This is a genomic window from Oceanomicrobium pacificus (assembly GCF_009833495.1).
In the GTDB taxonomy this organism is placed as follows: Bacteria; Pseudomonadota; Alphaproteobacteria; order Rhodobacterales; family Rhodobacteraceae; genus Oceanomicrobium; species Oceanomicrobium pacificus.
Window position 1 is genome coordinate 172,018 of the sequence record NZ_WUWG01000001.1, and the last position, 18,576, is coordinate 190,593.

19 protein-coding genes are annotated in these 18,576 nt (G+C 67.0%); 9 read left to right on the forward strand and 10 right to left on the reverse strand.

Features of this window, described 5'->3' with window-relative positions; all coding sequences use genetic code 11:
* The first annotated feature begins 62 nt into the window (after positions 1–62).
* Positions 63–1,022 (forward strand): acetyl-CoA carboxylase carboxyltransferase subunit alpha, encoded by a 960-nt coding sequence (locus GSH16_RS00880; protein WP_160850984.1) that lies wholly within the window; start codon positions 63–65, stop codon positions 1,020–1,022.
* Positions 1,023–1,040: 18 nt separating this feature from the next.
* Here the strand turns inward: GSH16_RS00880 and GSH16_RS00885 are convergent, their stop codons facing one another.
* From GSH16_RS00885 to GSH16_RS00895, 3 genes are read right to left on the reverse strand one after another with little or no spacing between them, the layout of a single operon-like run.
* Complete coding sequence (locus tag GSH16_RS00885) at positions 1,041–1,811, reverse strand: lysophospholipid acyltransferase family protein (protein ID WP_160850986.1); 771 nt, start codon at positions 1,809–1,811, stop codon at positions 1,041–1,043.
* Positions 1,812–1,823: 12 nt separating this feature from the next.
* Positions 1,824–2,720 carry a cell division protein FtsX gene (locus tag GSH16_RS00890; RefSeq protein ID WP_160850988.1) on the reverse strand — a complete coding sequence of 299 codons (897 nt, stop codon included), beginning with the start codon at positions 2,718–2,720 and terminating at the stop codon, positions 1,824–1,826.
* On the reverse strand, positions 2,717–3,394 hold the full coding sequence (locus GSH16_RS00895; RefSeq protein ID WP_160850990.1) for a cell division ATP-binding protein FtsE: 678 nt from the start codon (positions 3,392–3,394) through the stop codon (positions 2,717–2,719). Before GSH16_RS00895 ends, GSH16_RS00890 begins: the two co-directional genes overlap by 4 nt.
* A 176-nt stretch (positions 3,395–3,570) precedes the next feature.
* Between GSH16_RS00895 and GSH16_RS00900 the strand changes: the two genes are divergently transcribed.
* Positions 3,571–4,698: a zinc-ribbon domain-containing protein gene (locus GSH16_RS00900; RefSeq protein WP_160850991.1), complete on the forward strand. Its 1,128-nt coding sequence runs from the start codon at positions 3,571–3,573 to the stop codon at positions 4,696–4,698.
* 91 nt (positions 4,699–4,789) lie between these two features.
* Here the strand turns inward: GSH16_RS00900 and GSH16_RS00905 are convergent, their stop codons facing one another.
* From GSH16_RS00905 to argH, 4 genes are all read right to left on the reverse strand, one after another.
* Positions 4,790–7,492, reverse strand: a complete 2,703-nt coding sequence (locus GSH16_RS00905) for a TIGR02302 family protein (RefSeq protein WP_160850993.1) — start codon at positions 7,490–7,492, stop codon at positions 4,790–4,792.
* Positions 7,493–7,529: 37 nt separating this feature from the next.
* On the reverse strand, positions 7,530–8,798 hold the full coding sequence (gene lysA / locus GSH16_RS00910; protein WP_160850995.1) for a diaminopimelate decarboxylase: 1,269 nt from the start codon (positions 8,796–8,798) through the stop codon (positions 7,530–7,532).
* 20 nt (positions 8,799–8,818) lie between these two features.
* The gene (locus GSH16_RS15820) at positions 8,819–9,139 is read right to left on the reverse strand and encodes a DUF2834 domain-containing protein (protein WP_328803126.1); all 321 of its coding nucleotides are present in this window, start codon (positions 9,137–9,139) and stop codon (positions 8,819–8,821) included.
* 136 nt (positions 9,140–9,275) lie between these two features.
* The gene (gene argH, locus GSH16_RS00920; protein ID WP_160850999.1) at positions 9,276–10,667 is read right to left on the reverse strand and encodes an argininosuccinate lyase; all 1,392 of its coding nucleotides are present in this window, start codon (positions 10,665–10,667) and stop codon (positions 9,276–9,278) included.
* Positions 10,668–10,699: 32 nt separating this feature from the next.
* Between argH and GSH16_RS00925 the strand changes: the two genes are divergently transcribed.
* The gene (locus GSH16_RS00925) at positions 10,700–11,299 is read left to right on the forward strand and encodes a TlpA family protein disulfide reductase (protein ID WP_160851001.1); all 600 of its coding nucleotides are present in this window, start codon (positions 10,700–10,702) and stop codon (positions 11,297–11,299) included.
* Here GSH16_RS00925 and GSH16_RS00930 read toward each other — a convergent pair.
* The gene (locus tag GSH16_RS00930; RefSeq protein ID WP_160851003.1) at positions 11,278–11,865 is read right to left on the reverse strand and encodes a DNA-3-methyladenine glycosylase I; all 588 of its coding nucleotides are present in this window, start codon (positions 11,863–11,865) and stop codon (positions 11,278–11,280) included. The genes GSH16_RS00925 and GSH16_RS00930 overlap by 22 nt on opposite strands.
* A 262-nt stretch (positions 11,866–12,127) precedes the next feature.
* Between GSH16_RS00930 and GSH16_RS00935 the strand changes: the two genes are divergently transcribed.
* The gene (locus GSH16_RS00935; RefSeq protein WP_160851005.1) at positions 12,128–12,919 is read left to right on the forward strand and encodes an EAL domain-containing protein; all 792 of its coding nucleotides are present in this window, start codon (positions 12,128–12,130) and stop codon (positions 12,917–12,919) included.
* Here GSH16_RS00935 and phaR read toward each other — a convergent pair.
* A complete protein-coding gene (phaR, locus tag GSH16_RS00940) occupies positions 12,916–13,530 on the reverse strand; it encodes a polyhydroxyalkanoate synthesis repressor PhaR (RefSeq protein WP_235912896.1) in 615 nt (204 codons plus the stop codon). The two genes, GSH16_RS00935 and phaR, sit on opposite strands and share 4 nt — an antisense overlap.
* 123 nt (positions 13,531–13,653) lie before the next feature.
* On the opposite strand from phaR, the gene GSH16_RS00945 reads away from it, so the two are divergent.
* The 4 genes from GSH16_RS00945 (at position 13,654) to phbB (ending at position 17,224) form a co-directional block, all read left to right on the forward strand.
* Complete coding sequence (locus GSH16_RS00945) at positions 13,654–13,872, forward strand: hypothetical protein (RefSeq protein ID WP_160851009.1); 219 nt, start codon at positions 13,654–13,656, stop codon at positions 13,870–13,872.
* Between the two features lie 10 nt (positions 13,873–13,882).
* Positions 13,883–15,112 carry an alpha/beta fold hydrolase gene (locus tag GSH16_RS16040; RefSeq protein WP_160851011.1) on the forward strand — a complete coding sequence of 410 codons (1,230 nt, stop codon included), beginning with the start codon at positions 13,883–13,885 and terminating at the stop codon, positions 15,110–15,112.
* A 105-nt stretch (positions 15,113–15,217) separates the two neighbouring features.
* Positions 15,218–16,393 carry an acetyl-CoA C-acetyltransferase gene (locus GSH16_RS00955; RefSeq protein ID WP_160851013.1) on the forward strand — a complete coding sequence of 392 codons (1,176 nt, stop codon included), beginning with the start codon at positions 15,218–15,220 and terminating at the stop codon, positions 16,391–16,393.
* Between the two features lie 105 nt (positions 16,394–16,498).
* Positions 16,499–17,224: a beta-ketoacyl-ACP reductase gene (gene phbB, locus GSH16_RS00960; RefSeq protein ID WP_160851015.1), complete on the forward strand. Its 726-nt coding sequence runs from the start codon at positions 16,499–16,501 to the stop codon at positions 17,222–17,224.
* 61 nt (positions 17,225–17,285) lie between these two features.
* On the opposite strand, the gene GSH16_RS00965 is transcribed toward phbB, so the two are convergent.
* Positions 17,286–17,462 (reverse strand): hypothetical protein, encoded by a 177-nt coding sequence (locus GSH16_RS00965; RefSeq protein ID WP_160851017.1) that lies wholly within the window; start codon positions 17,460–17,462, stop codon positions 17,286–17,288.
* 119 nt (positions 17,463–17,581) lie between these two features.
* Between GSH16_RS00965 and gcvA the strand changes: the two genes are divergently transcribed.
* Positions 17,582–18,529 (forward strand): transcriptional regulator GcvA, encoded by a 948-nt coding sequence (gene gcvA / locus GSH16_RS00970; protein ID WP_160851018.1) that lies wholly within the window; start codon positions 17,582–17,584, stop codon positions 18,527–18,529.
* Positions 18,530–18,576: the final 47 nt, after the last annotated feature.

The window sequence follows — 18,576 nt, forward strand, 5'->3', positions numbered from 1 at the left end:
TCCGTTGCATTCCACGCCACCGGACGCCATATATCGCGGAACAAATCTGAGGGCTGGACGACATGCAGAACTATCTCGAGTTTGAAAAGGGACTGGCGGAAATCGAAGGCAAATCCGCGGAATTGCGGTCGCTGGCCCGTGAGAACGAGGAAATGGATGTCGAGGCGGAGGCCAAGGCGCTCGACCGCAAGGCCGAACAGCTTTTGAAAGACCTCTACAAGAACCTGACGCCGTGGCGGAAATGCCAGGTGGCGCGCCATCCCGACCGGCCGCATTGCGCGGACTATATCAAGCAGCTTTTCACCGAATATACACCGCTTGCAGGCGACCGGAACTTTGCCGACGATCCCGCCGTGATGGGCGGCCTCGCGCGGCTGGGGGACCGTCCGGTGGTCGTCATCGGCCATGAGAAGGGCCACGACACATCATCGCGGATCGAGCGGAATTTCGGCATGGCGCGGCCCGAGGGCTATCGCAAGGCGGTCCGGCTGATGGATCTGGCCGACCGGTTCAACCTGCCGATCGTGGCGCTGATCGACACGGCCGGCGCCTATCCCGGCAAAGGGGCGGAAGAGCGCGGCCAGTCCGAAGCGATTGCCCGTTCGACCGAGAAGTGCCTCAACGTGACGGTGCCGATGGTCTCCGTCATCATCGGCGAGGGCGGATCGGGCGGTGCGGTGGCCTTTGCCTGCGGCGACCGGCTCGCCATGCTCGAACATTCGATCTATTCGGTCATCTCGCCAGAAGGCTGCGCCTCGATCCTGTGGAAGGATGCGGAGAAGATGCGCGACGCGGCGGAGGCGCTGCGCCTGACCGCGCAGGACTTGCAGAAACTCGGCGTGACCGACCTTGTGATCCCCGAGCCCGAGGGCGGCGCCCAGCGCGACCGGAAGGAAGCGATCCGCCGGGTCGGCAAGGCGCTCGAACAGATGCTGTCGGAACTTGACGGCAAGAAGGGAGAGGCGCTGCGCAAGGCCCGCCGTCAGAAATTCCTCGACCTCGGGTCCAAAGCGCTGGTCTGACGCGCGGCCCCGCGCCGCTCAGGCGCGGGTTTTCCCCGCATCGTCAATGTCGGCGGCTGGCTCCTCCGGCGGCAGGGTGAAGCCCGCCTCTTCCATCAGCGCGTTGGAGCGTGTCTCCACAACCTCTTCCAGTTCGGCCATGAACGGCTCGATCTTCTTGCCCGCCGGGATGCGCGGCAGGAATTCGAGCACCGCCGTGCCGGGATAGCGATAGGGGCTGCGCCGTGCCCAGAAGACACCGACATTCGTGGCCGCCGGCACGCAATCCTGACCGAGGCGCTGGTAGAGCACCCCGGCCCCGACCTTGTAGGGCAGCTTGGCACCCGGCAACACACGCGTGCCTTGCGGGAAGATGATCGTCTGGCCGGGATCGGTCGCCTGACTCTTCTCGGCATTCTCGACCATCTGCTTCATCGCCGCGCCGCGTTTGCCGCGTGACACCGGCGCGGAGCCGATGCGCATGCCGTACCAGCCGATGACCGGCGCCCATTTCAACTGCGCCTTCATGATGTAGCGGGCACGCGGCAGCGCATGCATCAGCATCATGATGTCGAGGAAGCTCTGGTGCTTGGAACAGACGATCACCTCGTCGCTCGGCACCTCGCCGCGGATCTCGATCTTCAGCCCGCAGATCTTGTCGAGCAGCCAGAACATGATCTTGCAATAAAGTTTGCAGGCCCAGTAGGCCCCGTCACGCGACCAGATGGCCGCGGGCGATAGAAGGATACCCATGACGGCCATCAGGACATACATGAGCAGGTTCACGAACTGGGACCGGATGAGCAGCATGGCGGGCGAACCTCAGGGCAGTTTGCGCAGCCGCGCGAGCGCGGTCTGGCGGGTGGTGATCAGGGCCACAATGGCAATCAGCAGCGGAACCAGCAAGGGCCAGAGCCATTGCCAGCCCGTCAGGCCGGTGCCGGCGAAAACATGATCGCCGGCCGGCCGGGCGATTAGAAGAAGCACAAGCGCCGCCACCATGCCGACAAGCGCGCCCGCACCCGCGCGCAGCGTGAACCGGCGCACGAAGGCCCGCGCGATGAACGCATCCCGCGCCCCGATCAGCCGCAGCGTGGACACGACCTGCGCGTTGGACGACAGCGCCGCGTGGGTCGACAGGCTGACCATCGCGGCCGTCAGAACGAGCATCAGGACGAGCGCCAGCATCGACAATCCGCGCAATGTGGAGGCTGCATCGACGAGCGGATCGCGCCACCGGTCATGCAGGTCGAGCATCGCGCCCGGCGCCTCTGCCGCGAGGCGCTGGCGGATCGTTTGCACCGCCGCGCCGTCGGGATCGTCGAGCGTGACGTCGATCATCACCGGCAGATCGAGCAGATCCTGCGGCAGGTCGGTGCCAAGCCACGGGGCCAGCAATGCCAGCTGTTCGCCCTGGGGCACGCGCCGCACAGACGTGACGCCTGGCGTGACCTGAAGGATGCCCAGCGCAGCCTCGGTCTGCAGCGCCACCTGATCGGCGGGCGCCGACACACGCAGGGTCGCGGTGCCGTCCAACTGCGCGGTCCAGCGCGCGGCCAGCGCGTTGCCGACAAGCGCCAGCACGAGCACAAGCACCGCAATGAAGGCCATGATCCCGGCCGCAAGCCCGGTCAGCCAGACCGTGTGTCCGCGCCGCGGGACGACCTTTTCCGCCTGCCGGTCGCCGACCAGCAGATCAAGGACGCCCGCACGGCTCACAGAGCCACCTCGGCCTGTTGCAGCCGCCCGCTGCGCAGCCGCAGCACATGCGCTTCCACCTGGCTCTTGGCGCTGCGGATCAGATTCAGGTCATGGGTGGCGATCAGGATGGTCTTGCCCATCCGGTTCAGCTCGATCAGCAGATCGAGCACCCGCAGGCCCATTTCCCAGTCGATATTGCCGGTCGGCTCGTCGGCCACAATCATCTCGGGCGCCATGATGACGGCGCGCGCAAGTGCCGCCCGCTGGCGCTCCCCGCCCGACAATTCGGCGGGCAGCGCGTCCGACCGTGCATCGAGGCCAACCCAGGACAGGAGATCGTCAATATCGTCGTCGAAACGGCGCGCGTCGCGGCCCGCGACCTGCAGGGGCAGCGCCACATTCTCGCGCAGTGACAGGTGGTCGAGGAACTGGCAGTCCTGATGCACGACGCCGATCTGCTGGCGGAGCCGCGCGACCCGGTCGCGGTCGGCGCGGGCCACGTCCTGCTCGAATACGGCCATGCGGCCTTGCGTCGGTTTCAGGTCCAGATAGCAGAGCCGCAGGAAGGTGGTCTTGCCGGCCCCCGACGGGCCGGTCAGGAAATGGAACGAGCCGGGACGGATCGACAGGTCGAGTTCGGACAGGATCTGCCCGCCGCCATAGCTGAATCCCGCCTGTTCAAATTCGATCACCGCGCTCGGCCCTTTCCGGTTCCGCGCGGACAATCGCAGAAGGTCAGAATGGACACAACGCCTGTTTTAAAGGCGCGCCGGAAAAGGCAATACTTGGAATGAATTGGGTCCGTGGTTACAACTAACCAACCGCGATTCGCGGATGTGGGGTCAAAAAACAAGAACAGAGGTGAGCCATGCGGATCATTTGCCCGTCCTGCTCCGCGCAATACGAGGTCGATGACAATGCGATCCCCGAGGAGGGGCGCGAAGTCCAGTGCGGCACCTGTTCGACCACATGGTTCCAGGACAAGCGCAGCGCCGAAGCGCCGATGCCGCTGGGCGATCCGATCGGCGGGCAGGCCGCACCGCCTGCGGCTCAGGAGCCGGCGGCAGAGCCGGAATACACCCCGCCGAACTATTTCGACAAAGTCTCAGACGGGGCCGGTGACACGCCGCAGGCGCCGGCCGAACCTGCGCCCGAGATGGGTGCCGACCGTGTGACCGGTGACAGCCCCGCGTCCCGCACGGCCAGCGAGCCGGACCGGTCCACTGATTTTTCCTTCGAGGAGGAGGAGGGCGCAACCGCGCCGCCGACCGCCCCGCCGGCACCGAGCGATGCCGAACTGGCCGCGGCCCGTGCCGCCAGTGCCGCGGCCGTCGCCGCACCGCGCGCGGAGGAACCGGCGCAGCCGGCAGCCGCTGATCCCGGCCCGCCCCCGGCTTCGGTGGAGCCGCCCAGGGCCGATCCCGCACCGTCCCCTGCCGCGCCAGCGCCCGTCGAACCGGCAGAAACGGCGCAAGCCGCCGCCCCGCAGGCCGCAGCCCCTGCGCCGGCCGCCGCGGAAGACGATGACCTGATGGCGAAGCTTCGCAACGAGCTGTCCGCTGCCGAACCTGCGGATGACGCCGCAAACAGCCACCCGTCCACCGGCCGCCGCGCCACCGTGGCCGAGGCCGCATCACGTTCGGGCGTCATCAGCAAGGATGATGAGGCCGAACTGGCCCGCGCCAAGGGCGACCTGCCCGATGCGAACGACCTGAGCGCGTCGCTTCGCGAGGAACGGGAATTCGAGGACCTGTCCGCGCCCGTGGTGAAGAAGAAAAGCAGCTTCTGGCCCGGTGCAATGACCGCGCTTCTGCTCTTCCTCGTGGCGCTCGGCATCTATGTCGCGCGCGCGCCGATCGCAGAAGCCGTGCCCGAGGCCGCGCCCTATCTGCAGGGCTATGAAGCCGGCGTCGACAATGCCCGTGTCATCGTGATCCAGCTTTATGAAGGCGTCACGGATTTCGCGACGGATGAAGGGGACGCACCGGCCGAGTAACCGGCGAACCTGCTGAAACAGTTCGGACCGCTGGCACCCGCCGGCGGTCCGTTTCGTTTTAAAGCCGACCGAAGCCGCGCTCTGCGCGGGATCAGAACCGGTCGAGCAGGCGCTTCAGATAGTCCAGCTCGGGTTTCGGCCGGTCGGCCTCACCGGCGCGGCGCCGGATCTCGTCGATGATCTCCCGCGCGCGTTCCAGACTGTCCAGTTCCGGCAGGAGCGACTCGTCGGTCTGGATCCCACCGGTGGAGCCGAGCGCGCGGCCCAGCGGGTCCTGCTGGCTGCTCGCCTGCCCCTCGCCACCATCCTGCGCCTGACCCGGCTGGCTCTGGCCGTTCGCCTGCCGCTGTTCCTGATTGAGCTGGTCGAGCCCGTCGCGCAGCGCGTCGATGGCCTCCGCCTGACGGTCGAGCGCGGCGCCGAAATCTTCCTCCGACAGGCTGTCGCGGGCCGCGTTCATGCTGCGCTCGGCCTCGTCAAGCGCTTCGCGCCCGCCGATCCCGCTTTCGTTCTGAGCGTCACCCAGCCCTTGCCGCAGCCCTTCGAGCATCTGGCGCAGCGCCTCCTGCTGCTGGGCCAGCGCACGGCCGCCATCGGACGGGCGGCTGCCGCCCGGCGCCTCGCCCTCGCCCTCCTGCGGGGTCTGGCCCTGACCGCTCCCCTGCTCGCCACCCGGCTCACCCTGTTGCTGGCCATCGTCCTGCTGGCCCGGCTGCTGCCCCTGTTGCTGACCCGGCTGCTGGCCGAAAGGCTGCTGGCCGGACTGCTGGTCCTGATTGCGCCGCGACTCGCGGAACTGGCGCTGCATCTCCTGGAAGCTCTCGTCCGCCAGATCCTGCTGCTGGCGCAGGGTCTCGGCCAGTTCCTGCAACGACTGGTCGCCCTGCTGGCCCTCGCCGCCCGGCTGCATGGTGACCTGCATATTCTCCATCATCCGGCGCAGTTCCTCGAGCAGACGCTGGGCCAGTTCGGTCTCCCCCTGCTCGGCCAGTTCCTGAATCCGGTCGAGCATTTCCTGCAGGTCGCGCTGGGTCATCTCCATCCGGTTCTGGTCCGATTGCGCCTGCTGGCCGTTCGGGTCCTCCATCGCCTCGCGGGCCAGCTGCTGCATATAGGCGTCCATCGCCTGACGCAGTTCCTCGGTCAGTTCGGCAATCTCCTCGGGCGAGGCCCCGTCCTCGATCGCCTGGCTGAGTCGTTCCTGCGCCTGCCGCAAACGTTCCGCGGCGGTGGCCAGATCGCCATCCTCGATCATGTTGGCCACGCGCCAGAGCATGGCGGCAATCTCCTCCCGCCCGGCGGCGTCGAGCCCGCCGCCCTCGGTCCGGGCATAGCCCATCCGCCGCAGCGCGATGCGGAAGAGCAGATAGGGTTTCTGCGGAAACTCCAGATCCTCCGCCCGGTGGCTGATCGCGCGCATAACCTGATCGACGCGGCGGTCATTCTCGGGTGACCAGAGGAGGTCGCGCCGCTGCTCGGCCACAGCGGCCGCGAGCGGGTCGAGGAAGCGCCGCCCCGGCAATTCATCGAGCGGACGCGTGACCTCTCCGGTCTGTCCTGCCGCATCGGTCACGGAGAGGGTCAGCTCGACTGGCAGGCCGGCCCAGGGATGTTCGGAAAAATTCTCGGTGAAGCTCTCGGTATAATCGTCGCGTGCGCCGGTCAGCGGGCGCGGCAGGTCGATCTCGATCGCGGGCCGCTCCACCGGGTCCGGCGCAAGCCCGTAGCGGCGGTCGAGCGCGGCCATGTCGAGCGTGATCCGTGCCTGCCCCGAGACCACGCCGTAATCGTCGCGCGCGGCAAAGGTCAGTTCCATGTCGCCGCCGACGCTGCGTTCGGGATCGCCTTCCACCTCGACCACGGGCGGGCGGTCGTCGAGCACATTGAACCGCCAGTCCCACGTCTCGCCGCCCTCGGACAGGATCATCTCACCATTGCCGGTGGCGATGAATGTCCCTTCCAGCACGCCTTGCGAGACAGGTGCGAGCGCTGCATCGGTTCCGGACAGGGTTTCCGTGAGTTCAAGGTCGGTATCGCCATAGGCACGCACGGTGAAGCGCGTCCCTTCGGGCACGGACAGGGTTTTTCCGGCCTCGGCCTCCACCAGATAAAGGCCCGGCTTGCCGGTATAGTCGGGCGGCTCGGCCCAGGCCTCGAAGGCCGGTCCGCTGGCAACAGTCGTGCCGGCAGGGCCCGAGGGCAGAACGTCGGACAGGGGCACGTCCGCGCCGGGGCGCAGGAAGATCAGGACCGCCGCGGCAGCGGTCAGCGCCATGAGCCGCAGACCCCAAGGGTCGGATTTCGCCAGATCGGGTTCGGGCCGAGGCACCCTGCGGCCGGCAGCAGCTGCGGCCATGCGCTCCTGATGCGCCTGCCAGACCGCGCGGCTTGCCGCATCATCCCGCCCCGATGCCTGCCGGTCGAGCCGCGTTGCCACCGCGTGATCGGCACTGCCGCGATCGAGCCGCCGCGCGGCCTCTGCCAGATCTGGCATCTCGAACAGGCGCGCCGCGCGTCCGAGCGCGCCGAGGATCACAATCGCCGTCAGGCCGAGCAGGCCATAGGCCAGTTCGGCGGGCACCCGCACGAGGCTGCCCGAAGCAATGAGCGCAAGTAGAACGAGAAGCGCGGTCCAGACCGGCCAGAGCAGCCGTGCCGCCCGCTCGGCGGCTATCACCATTCGGGTACGCCGCAACTGGCGGGCCAGCGTCGCGTCGAGCGCGGCCAGACGCGCCTCGGGCCCGGTCCCGTCCGGAACCGGTCCTGCCGTCGCGTCGCGCTTGCCTGTGGCCATCGGCCCTCCCGCCTGCGGCCGCGTCAGCCGCAGCCGTTCAGTCCATCCAAGCGGGGATGCTATCGCGTTCGATCATCTCTTCATAGGTGGGCCGTGCCCGCACCACGGCAAATTGATCGCCGTGGACGAGCACCTCGGGCACCAGAGGGCGCGAGTTGTACTCAGAGGCCATCACAGCCCCGTAGGCGCCGGCGGACCGGAAGGCCACAAGGTCACCCGCCGCCACAGGCGGCATCAGCCGCTGCTTGGCGAATGTGTCGCCGCTCTCGCAGACCGGGCCGACAATGTCGATCGGCTGCTGTTCCGTTCCCGGCACCGGCTCGACCACCGGCACGATGTCGTGATGCGCCTCATACATGGCAGGCCGGATGAGATCGTTCATCGCCCCGTCGAGGATCAGGAAGCTGCGCCCCTCCCCCTCTTTGACATAGATGGTCGAGGCCACCATCAGCCCGGCATTACCGGCAATCAGCCGCCCCGGCTCGATCTCGATCTCGCAGCCCAGATGGCCAACCGTCTCCTTGACGACCCGGCCATAGTCGAAGGGCAGCGGCGGCGCGCTGTTGGCCCGCTCGTAGGGAATGCCGAGCCCGCCGCCCAGATCGAGCCTCCGGATATCGTGCCCGTCGGCGCGCAGGGCTTCGGTCAATTCTGCGACAAGGCGGAAGGCATTCTGGTAGGGCTCCAGTTCGGTCAGCTGCGAGCCGATATGCACGTCGATGCCGATCACGTCGATCCCCGGCAGGGCCGCCGCCATCGCATAGACCTCCCGCGCCCGCGCGATCGGGATGCCGAACTTGTTCTCCGACTTTCCGGTCGCGATCTTGGCATGGGTGCGCGCGTCCACATCCGGGTTCACGCGGATGGCGATCGGGGCGGTGGTGCCGGTGGCGACGGCAACCTGAGACAAGGCCTGCAACTCCGGCTCGCTCTCCACATTGAACTGGCGGATGCCATGTTCGAGCGCGAGGCGCATTTCACCAGGCGTCTTGCCGACGCCGGAGAAAACGATCCGCTCGCCCGGCACACCGGCTGCAATGGCCCGGCGGAACTCGCCGCCCGACACAACATCCATCCCCGCGCCCAGATCGGCGAAGAGCCGCAGCACGGCCATATTGCTGTTGGCCTTCATCGCATAGCAGATCAGATGGTCAAGCCCATCGAGCGCCTCCTGAAAAACCCGGTAATGCCGGGTCAGGGTGGCGGTCGAATAGACATAGAAGGGCGTGCCGACCTGCGCCGCGATCTCGGTCAGGGGCACATCTTCGGCATGCAGGATACCGTCGCGATAAAGGAAATGGTCCATGGGTCGGCTCTCGGTGGCGGCTAGAGGGGGCGGGAACGAAGGTAGAGGTAGAGCGGCAGCCCGCAGGAGACGCCGATACAATAGGTGGCGGGGATCGCGACAAGCGGCAGATAGTCCCGCTTGGCGATACATTCGACAATGACAAAAAGCGTCAGCGCGACGGCGGCGATCGTCAGGTCATAGGTCAGGCCGGAAGTGGCGTCATTTGCGTGCCACGCCTCCACCATGCCCGAGAGCGACCAGCCGTTTTCCAAGAACCAGCGCAGGAAATAGCGCATCGGCACCACGGCGCCGATGATCGCGAGCGCCAGATAGGTCAGGCGGAGCGGCGAGCGGGTCACAGGAGCGACTCCGGTCCCGGCGGCAACGGGTCCGCCGCAGGCACCGCCGGCGCGCCGTCGGGCCCCGGCGGGGTCTCCGGCGCGCTCTTGATCCCGCAGGCCGCGAGCAGCGCCAGCAAGGCGAGCGCGGCCGCCTTCATGCCCCGGACCGCCAGCGGGCGATCTGCGCCCGCACCTGATCCGGCGCGGTGCCGCCGTAGCTCGTCCGGCTCGCCACCGAATTGTCGACGCCGAGCACATCGAAGACGGCTTCGGTGATCGCGCCGTGCACGGAATGCATCTCGGCCAGGGTCAGGTCGGGCAGATCGCAGCCCTTGTCCTCTGCCAGTTTGACGAGCGCACCGGTCACGTGATGCGCGTCACGGAACGGCATGCCCAGTTCGCGCACCAGCCAGTCGGCCAGATCGGTCGCGGTGGAAAAGCCGGAGGAGGCCGCCGCGCGCAACGCGTCCGTGTTGGCCGCCATATCGCCGACCATGCCAGTCATGGCGGCAAGCGCCAGCATCAAGCTGTCGGCCGCATCGAAGACCTGTTCCTTGTCCTCCTGCATGTCCTTGGAATAGGCGAGCGGCAGGCCCTTCATCACCGTGAGCAACCCGACCAGCGCCCCGTTGATCCGCCCGACCTTCGCGCGGACCAGTTCGGCCGCGTCCGGGTTCTTCTTCTGCGGCATGATCGACGAGCCGGTGGAAAACCGGTCCGACAGGGTCACGAAACGGAACTGTGCCGATGACCAGATCACCAGCTCCTCGGCAAAGCGGGACAGGTGCGTCGCGCAGATCGAGGCGCAAGACAGGAATTCCAGTGCGAAGTCGCGGTCCGACACGGCGTCGAGCGAATTGGCCGCCGGCCGGTCGAACCCGAGCGCGCGGGCCGTCATGTCCCGGTCGATCGGGAAGGAGGTGCCGGCAAGCGCCGCCGCCCCGAGGGGGGATTCGTTCATCCGCGCCCGCGCGTCTGAGAAGCGCGACCGGTCACGGGCGAACATCTCCACATAGGCCATCATATGGTGGCCCCAAGTCACCGGCTGCGCGGTCTGCAAATGGGTGAAACCCGGCATGATCCAGTCGGCGCCGGCCTCTGCCTGATCGAGCAGCGCCGCGATGAGTGCATCGAGCCCCGCAAGCGCGGCATCATACTGGTCGCGCGTCCAGAGCTTGAAATCCGTTGCCACCTGGTCGTTGCGCGAGCGACCGGTATGAAGCCGCCCCGCCGGTTCGCCGACGAGTTCCTTCAGCCGCGCCTCGACATTCATGTGAATGTCCTCCAGCGCGCGGGAGAAGGGGAAATCCCCGGCCTCGATTTCTGACAAGACCGTGAGCAAGCCTTCCCGTATCGCGTCCGCATCGCTACTGCTGATGATGCCCTGTTCGGCCAGCATGGCGGCATGCGCGCGCGACCCTTCAATATCCTGACGGGCCATGCGCTTGTCGAAATCGATCGACGCGTTGATCGCTTCCATGATGGCATCGGGACCGGCGGCGAACCGGCCGCCCCACATTGCATTGGATTTGGAACTGTCAGACATTGATGACCCGTCTTCTTTCACTCGGTGACGCCATGACCCGCTTGCGGACACGCCCGCTCTTCACAACTGCCTTGGCGCTGATGCTATACGCTGCCCTGCCCGCCAGCGTAAACCCCGCGGGCGCCGCCGGATTGTCGCCCGGGGACCGCGACGCGATCATCGAGATGCGGACGGGCGACATGCGCAAGCTGGTGATCCACAAGGAGCCCCGCGCGCCGGCCGAGATCGGCTTTACCGACGAAGCGGGCAATGCGCTCCATTTCAACGACACGAACGGCCAGCTGCGGGTGGTGAATTTCTGGGCCACATGGTGCGCACCCTGCCGCGCGGAAATGCCGACGCTCGACCGCCTGTCCGAAGCGCGGCCCGGATCGGTGCTGGCGATTGCGACCGGCCGCAACACGCTGTCCGGCCTGAAAAGCTTCAACGCGGAAACCGGAGTGGAGCATCTGCCGATCCTCCTCGACCCGAAGGGCGCGCTCGCGCGCAGCCTCGGCGTGCTTGGCCTGCCGACAACCCTCATCCTCGATGCGGAGGGGCGGGAAATCGCGCGCCTGCAGGGAGAGGCCGACTGGTTTGCGGATGAGACGCTCGCCGTGCTCGACGCGCTTCAGGCCGCGCTCGACAGCTGAGCATGGCGCGGGCAAGTGACCAGATGGTCGTTGACCATCCCGACGGCCTGCATGAAGGCGTAGACGATCGTCGGCCCGCAGAAATTGAACCCGCGCGCCTTCAGGTCCTTGGAAATCGCGGTCGATAGCGGCGTGAGGGCCGGCACCTCGGCCATGCTTTGCCACCGGTTCTGGATCGGCGTCCCATCGACGAAGGACCAGAGATAGGTGTCGAACCCCTCTGCGGCCTCAATCTCCTGCCAGAGGCGCGCGCCGCGGATCGCAGCCTCGATCTTGCCGCGATGGCGCACGATCCCGGGGTCGGAAAGCAGGCGCGCCACATCCGCATCGCCGAACTCGGCCACCACGTTCGGATCGAACCCCGCGAATGCTTCGCGGAAAGCCGGCCGCTTGCGCAGGATGGTGATCCAGCTGAGCCCGGCCTGAAACCCGTCGAGCACCAGCTTTTCCCACAAGGCGCGGCTGTCGCGTTCGGGCACGCCCCATTCCGTGTCGTGATAGGCAACATAGAGCGGGTCGGTCCCGGACCAGTCGCAGCGTCCGCTCTGCGCTTCGCCGTCTGCCATCATCCCCTCCCGATCGTGCCCGACGCGGATTGTCCGGCGGTCCATCTTCCGTCGACACTCTCTTGCTGTCCAGACAGTCGGACAACGAATCGCGCTTTGGATCAAAACATGAACGAAAAGGGGGCAAAACTCCAGACAGATCAACGGATACGAAAGAAAAAATATACATTTTCAATATCTTATGGATGTTCTCAAATTAACCAACGGTTAACCATCCTGACGCCAGAGTGGCCGGATCAGGGGCAGCGCCGGGGGGCCAGCAATGACGGAACACGGACAGGAGGCAGGTGGGGGCTTTGCCCGTGTGGATGGTGCCGGCCAGTGGGGGCCCGGCGCGTCGGAAGAGACCGGTCCTTTCGCTCTGGCCCTGCAACCGGTGCGGGCGGCAGGCGCCGCCCGCATCCTCTTTTGTGAGGCGCTTTTGCGCCAGCGCGGACCGGACGGGCATATGGCAGTTCCGCCCGCGCTCCTGTCCGGCAGCACGTCGCCGGCCGCCTGCGCCGTCTGGGACTGCGCGGTGCTGGAGCGCGCCTTCGCCCACCTTCGGGCCAATCCGCTCGCCCGCCTGTCCGTCAACGTGGAGCCGACGACTTTGGAACACGGGCTCTGGCGGCAGACCTGTGCGCGGCTCGGGGACGGGCCCTGGTCCAGGCTGATCGTGGAACTGACCGAACGGCGCCTTCCGCTTGACCCGGCATCCCTCAAACCCGCGCTCGACGCTTTGCACAGCCGCGGTGCGGCGCTGGCGATCGACGATTTCGGGGCCGGACGCACGGCGCTGCGCCACCTGATCGACTGGCCGGTCGATATGGTGAAGTTCGACTGCCGGCTCTGCACAGTGGCGGCCCGCGACGCTGCGCGCCGCGCCGTGCTCGGCGGTCTGGTTCGCATGGCGGGGCAACTGGACCTGCTGACGGTCGCCGAAGGGGTGGAAGATGCGGACTGTGCCGGATGCCTGACCGCGCTCGGGGTGGATGGCCTGCAAGGATTCCACATCGGCGCCCCGGCCCTGTCGGACCCGGCGGCGCCCGCCGCCCTGCGCCGCACGGGCTAGGATTTTTTGACGAGGGTGGAGAGCTGTTTCTGCATCTCGGCCAGTTGCGCCTTCAGATCGTCAAGCTCCACGTCCGGCGACGCGTCCTTTTTCTCCGCCGGTTTTTCCGCTTCGGCCTCACCGGGGCGGGTCTGGCCCATGGTACCGGCAGCAAAGGGCGCGAACATGCGCATCGTGTTCTCGAACCACTCCATGTTGGAGCGCGCGAGCGCCTCGAAATTGGCCATGGCAGGGTTCGCCTCGAACGCCGCGCTGACCTGCTTGCGCAGATCCTCCTGATTGGAGGCGAACGTGTCCATCGACGCTTCGAGATAGCCGGGCACGAACCCCTGCAGCGTGTCGCCATAGAGCCCGATCAACTGCCGAAGAAATTTCGTCGGCAGCATGTTGTGGCCCTTGGCTTCCTCCTCGAAGATGATCTGGGTCAGGACCGAGCGGGTGATATCCTCCCCGCTTTTGGCATCCCTCACGACGAAATCCACACCTTCGCGCACCATCTCGGCCAGATGTTCGAGCGTCACGTAGCTGGATTTTTCCGTGTGATACAAGCGCCGGTTGGCGTATTTCTTGATGACAATCGGTTCGCCCGATTTTGCTTCTTTTGCGGCCAAAGTCGCCTCCCTACTGGACATGCCAGCTATTCAAGCAGTGGCAACACCTTAGCCCCGTTTTTCTGCGTCGCAACGAATTTTTCGCATACGCGAAAGTGATCCGGCATGATAAATCGGTGCCTGATGACACGCAAAAGAGCCAATCAGTTGCGCGGGATAGACACCGGGCCGGACCCTGCCGCGAGTGCCCGACCCGCGGCGGCCGACGGTCAGGATGCGGAAGAGCACCTGTCGGGCCGCGCGGCCGCGGAGGCCTATCTCGATCTGTGGGAAACCTCGCTGGAGCGGGGGATGCGCGACGGCCTGCCCCTGCCCGCAACGGCCCGGCGCGACCGGGGCTGAGGACCCGTCCGTGCCGTCGCCTGCCCCGCACCGTATAGGCCAGCCGAGCCCGCTTCTGGCGCATCTGGGCCTGCCAGCGCTCAGTTGCCAGACGGCGCTTGCCACCTTCGCGCGGGCCGACGATCCGGCCTTTCCGTGGCACCCGTCGGTGCGCGCGGAGGGCGCGGCGCTGGCCGGGCGGTTCACCGGCCTCGATCTGGCTCAGATGTCCGCCGAACGCCTGCGCGCGCTGTCGGACGGGATCGCCGCGTGGCAGGCGCATCCCTACCGCCGCACCCTGCCCGACTTCCCGTCTGTCTGGTCTTCCGGTTCCACCCATCTGCGCGACGCGGCGCCGGGGGCGGCCGGGCAACCCGTGCTGCTCGTCCCCTCGCTCATCAACCGTGCAACCATTCTCGACCTGATGGAGGATTGCTCGCTCCTGCGCTGGCTGGCGACGGAGGGGCTGCACCCGTACCTGATCGACTGGGGCACGCCCGGCCCGGCCGAGCGCGATTTCGGTCTTGCCGACTATGGTGCCCGCCGCCTGATGCCCGCGCTGGCCGTCGCGGGTGCGCTGGCGGGCCGCAAGCCCGCCCTTCTGGGCTATTGCATGGGCGGCACGCTGGCACTGGGTCTAGCCGCTCGGGACCCGGACGCGGTTGCGGGGGTCGCGACCCTCGGCGCGCCCTGGGATTTCGCGCTCGCCGATGGCCACCTGAAAACGCTGCGCACCGCCATGTGCGCCGCGGGCCCGGACGCTGTGGCGCGCACGCTCGATGCGCTCGGCACCACATTCGGCGCGATCCCCGTCGACCTGTTCCAGTCGATCTTCGCCGCCCTCAACCCGTTTCAGGCCAATGCGAAATTCCGCCATTTCGCGACGCTCGACCCGACCTCGCCCGAGGCCGTGCGCTTCGTCGCGCTCGAGGACTGGCTGGCCGACGGCCGACCGATGGCCGCGCCGGCCGCCCGCGACCTGATCGTCGACTGGCACCTTCGAAATGACCTGCCTGCGGGGCGCTGGTCCTTCCTTGGCGGGCCGGTCGATCCGTCGCGCCTGACTGCGCCCGCGCTGCTCGTGTCCGGCCGGCGCGACCATATCGCCGCGCCGGCGATGGGCGCCGCGCTCGCCGCGCGCCTGCCTGACGCGGACCACTTGATCGCCGACACCGGGCATGTAGGAATGATCGTGGGGCGCAACGCGCAAACACAGGTCTGGGAACCGGTTCGGGACTTCCTGCTTGGCCTCGGGGGCTGAGGCGCGGGACTGCGACGACCTGTCACTGACGGGACGTACCAACTCTGTTATGTTGCGCCGCAACAAAGCCGGCCCGGACGGACCGGAAGAACAACAGGAGACGCCATGACCAACATCGTAATCGCAGGCGCGGCCCGCACGCCCGTCGGAAGCTTTCTGGGGTCGTTTGCGAACACGCCGGCCCATGACCTTGGCGCGGCGGTCATCACCGCGGCGCTCGAACGCGCAGGCGTCGCTCCGGCGGACGTGTCGGAAACGATCCTCGGGCAGGTTCTGACCGCCGGACAGGGGCAGAACCCCGCCCGCCAGGCGCATGTGAATGCCGGACTGCCGATCGAATCCGCCGCCTGGGGCATCAACCAGGTCTGCGGATCGGGTCTGCGCGCGGTGGCGCTCGGCGCCCAGCATATCCAGCTCGGGGACGCGGATATCGTGGTGGCCGGCGGTCAGGAAAACATGAGCATGAGCCCCCATGTCTCCAACCTGCGGTCGGGGCAGAAGATGGGCGACATGTCCTTCACCGACTCGATGATCAAGGACGGGCTCTGGGACGCGTTCAACGGCTATCACATGGGCACCACGGCCGAGAATGTCGCCGAGAAATGGCAGATCTCCCGCGATACGCAGGACGAATTCGCCGTGGCATCCCAGAACAAGGCCGAGGCCGCGCAGAAAGCCGGCAAGTTCAAGGACGAGATCGCGCCGTTCACCGTCAAGACGCGCAAGGGCGACATCGTCGTGGACAGCGACGAGTATATCCGCCACGGCGCCAGCATCGACGCGATGCAGAAGCTGCGCCCCGCCTTTTCCCGCGACGGGTCGGTGACGGCCGGCAACGCGTCGGGCCTGAATGACGGGGCGGCTGTGGCCGTGCTCATGTCGGCCGACGCGGCGGCTGCGCGCGGCATCACGCCGATGGCGCGGATCGCCTCCTATGCCACGGCCGGTGTCGATCCTTCGATCATGGGGATCGGTCCGGTCGGCGCTTCGCGCAAGGCGCTGGAGAAAGCCGGCTGGTCGGCGGCCGATCTCGACCTTGTCGAAGCCAATGAAGCCTTCGCCGCACAGGCCTGTGCGGTGAACAAGGAAATGGGCTGGAATCCGGAGATCGTGAACGTGAACGGCGGCGCCATCGCTATCGGCCATCCGATCGGCGCGTCGGGTGCCCGGATCCTCAACACGCTTCTCTTCGAGATGCAGCGCCGCGACGCCAAGAAGGGCCTCGCCACGCTGTGCATCGGCGGCGGCATGGGCGTGGCCATGTGCCTCGAGCGCGACTGACAGACGGCGCGCCGGTCACCTGCCGCGCGGCAGTCCGGCGCACCCGCATCAACCAGAAATACCGACCCGGCGCAGGCGGGTCGGCCATCCAGAGAGGGAACATCCATGGGACGTCTAGCACTAGTCACCGGGGGCAGCCGCGGAATCGGCGCCGCCATTTCCAACGGGCTGAAAGCCGCGGGCTACAAGGTCGCGGCAAACTATGCCGGCAATGACGCCGCAGCCGAGGCCTTCACCGCCGACACCGGAATCCCGACCTACAAATGGTCGGTCGCCGACTATGATGCCTGCGTCGCCGGCATCCAGAAGGTGGAGGCCGATCTCGGCCCGGTCGAGGTGCTCGTCAACAATGCGGGCATCACCCGCGACGCGATGTTCCACAAGATGAGCCGCGAACAGTGGCAGGAAGTCATCGACACGAACCTGAGCGGCGTCTTCAACATGACCCATCCGATCTGGTCGGGCATGCGCGACCGTGGCTTCGGGCGGATCATCAACATCTCGTCGATCAACGGGCAGAAGGGCCAGGCCGGCCAGGCGAACTATTCGGCCGCAAAGGCCGGGGACCTCGGCATCACGAAGGCGCTGGCCCAGGAAGGCGCGTTCAAGGGCATCACCGTCAACGCGATCTGCCCGGGCTATATCGGCACGGAAATGGTCCGTGCGATCCCCGAGAAGGTGCTGAACGAGAAGATCATCCCGCAGATCCCCGTCGGCCGTCTGGGCGAGCCGGAAGAGATTGCGCGCTGCGTGGCATTTCTGGCCTCTGACGAGGCCGGGTTCATCACCGGGTCGACCATCTCGGCCAATGGCGGCCAGTTCTTCGTCTGACGCCTGCCCCGAATGACATTCGATACTCGAAGGGCCGGAGTTTCCTCCGGCCCTTTTCTGTTCAGGCGGCGCAGTTGGCGGCCGTGCGGGTCACATGGACCTGCGGCTCGCGCCCGGTGAACAGACGTTTCGGCAAGGCAAGAAGCTTGCGGAAGGCTTGGGCGCGCTCGACATGGGCGCGGCGTGTGGCTTCGGCAATGCGGGCCGAGCCCGCGGTGTAGCTGTAGGCATCCGACATTGTTAAATTCCTTTTGTCCGACCCCGACCCGTTCGGGGTATGAAGTGAATATGGGTGAGCCCGATTAATTCTACAAACGAGTCTTTCTTTTCCTTCAGATAAGTTTTATTTAACTGAATATGCCAGATCGTCTGCCACCCCTGACCGCCCTGCGCGCCTTCGAGGCCGCCGCACGACATATGAGTTTCGCCGATGCTGCGGCGGAGTTGAATGTCACGCCGGCGGCGCTCAGCTACCAGATCAAGAACCTGGAGGAGCATCTGGGCGCGCCGCTCTTCCGGCGGCTCAACCGGGCCGTGGAACTGACCGAGGCGGGGCGCAGCTTGCAGCCGGGCGTTGCCCAGGGGTTCGAGTCGCTCACCCGCGCTTGGCGCAGCGTCCGCCGCCGCCGCGACGGGTCGGTGCTGACCGTCACCGCAGGGCCGGCCTTCACCGCCACATGGCTGGCGCCGCGCCTCTTCGGCTTCTCCGCCGCCCATCCAGAAATTGAACTGCGGTTCGTGGCGACGCTGCGCCTGCTCGATTTCGAGCGCGACGATGTGGATGTCGCGATCCGCTTCGGGCTTGGCGGCGATGACGGTTTCCGGTCCGAGCGGCTCAACAGCGAGGCGCTCACCCCGGTGATGGTGCCGGAACTGGCCGCGCGCTATCCGACGGCTGAGAGCCTGCGCGACGCGCCGCTCATCCACGATGAAAGCCTCGGTTTTCTGTCCCCGCCGCCGGACTGGGCCGCATGGTTTACCGCCGCCGGGCTGGAGCCGCCCGGCTCGCGCGGCGCGCATTTCAGCGGTGCGGATCAGGCCATTGCATCGGCGCTCGCCGGCGGCGGTGTGCTGATGGGGCGCCTGTCGCTTGTCTCCGGTCCCCTGCGCGAGGGCACGCTGGTCGCACCGTTTCCCCTCACTCTCACGATCGACGCGCATTACCGGCTGGTGACCACGGATGCGGTCGAAAGCCAGCCCGCTTTCGCCAAGTTCCGGACATGGCTGCTGGACGAGTTGGCCCGTGACCGGGTGTCGCTCGACGGGCGAACTTGTGTCCATGTGACGAGCATCGCCCGCGATTGAACCCCCCGCGCACCCATGCTTTACCTGTGCCGGAGATCAAGGAGACG

Coding starts and splice junctions, on each gene's coding strand:
- GSH16_RS00905 (WP_160850993.1), bottom strand. CDS start 7,492: ATGGCCACAGGCAAGCGCGACGCGACGGCAGGACCGGTTCCGGACGGG.
- gcvA (WP_160851018.1), top strand. CDS start 17,582: ATGCCAGATCGTCTGCCACCCCTGACCGCCCTGCGCGCCTTCGAGGCC.
- argH (WP_160850999.1), bottom strand. CDS start 10,667: ATGTCTGACAGTTCCAAATCCAATGCAATGTGGGGCGGCCGGTTCGCC.
- GSH16_RS00955 (WP_160851013.1), top strand. CDS start 15,218: ATGACCAACATCGTAATCGCAGGCGCGGCCCGCACGCCCGTCGGAAGC.
- GSH16_RS00925 (WP_160851001.1), top strand. CDS start 10,700: ATGACCCGCTTGCGGACACGCCCGCTCTTCACAACTGCCTTGGCGCTG.
- GSH16_RS00880 (WP_160850984.1), top strand. CDS start 63: ATGCAGAACTATCTCGAGTTTGAAAAGGGACTGGCGGAAATCGAAGGC.
- GSH16_RS00935 (WP_160851005.1), top strand. CDS start 12,128: ATGACGGAACACGGACAGGAGGCAGGTGGGGGCTTTGCCCGTGTGGAT.
- GSH16_RS00965 (WP_160851017.1), bottom strand. CDS start 17,462: ATGTCGGATGCCTACAGCTACACCGCGGGCTCGGCCCGCATTGCCGAA.
- phbB (WP_160851015.1), top strand. CDS start 16,499: ATGGGACGTCTAGCACTAGTCACCGGGGGCAGCCGCGGAATCGGCGCC.
- GSH16_RS00945 (WP_160851009.1), top strand. CDS start 13,654: ATGACACGCAAAAGAGCCAATCAGTTGCGCGGGATAGACACCGGGCCG.
- GSH16_RS00900 (WP_160850991.1), top strand. CDS start 3,571: ATGCGGATCATTTGCCCGTCCTGCTCCGCGCAATACGAGGTCGATGAC.
- GSH16_RS00930 (WP_160851003.1), bottom strand. CDS start 11,865: ATGGCAGACGGCGAAGCGCAGAGCGGACGCTGCGACTGGTCCGGGACC.
- GSH16_RS00885 (WP_160850986.1), bottom strand. CDS start 1,811: ATGCTGCTCATCCGGTCCCAGTTCGTGAACCTGCTCATGTATGTCCTG.
- lysA (WP_160850995.1), bottom strand. CDS start 8,798: ATGGACCATTTCCTTTATCGCGACGGTATCCTGCATGCCGAAGATGTG.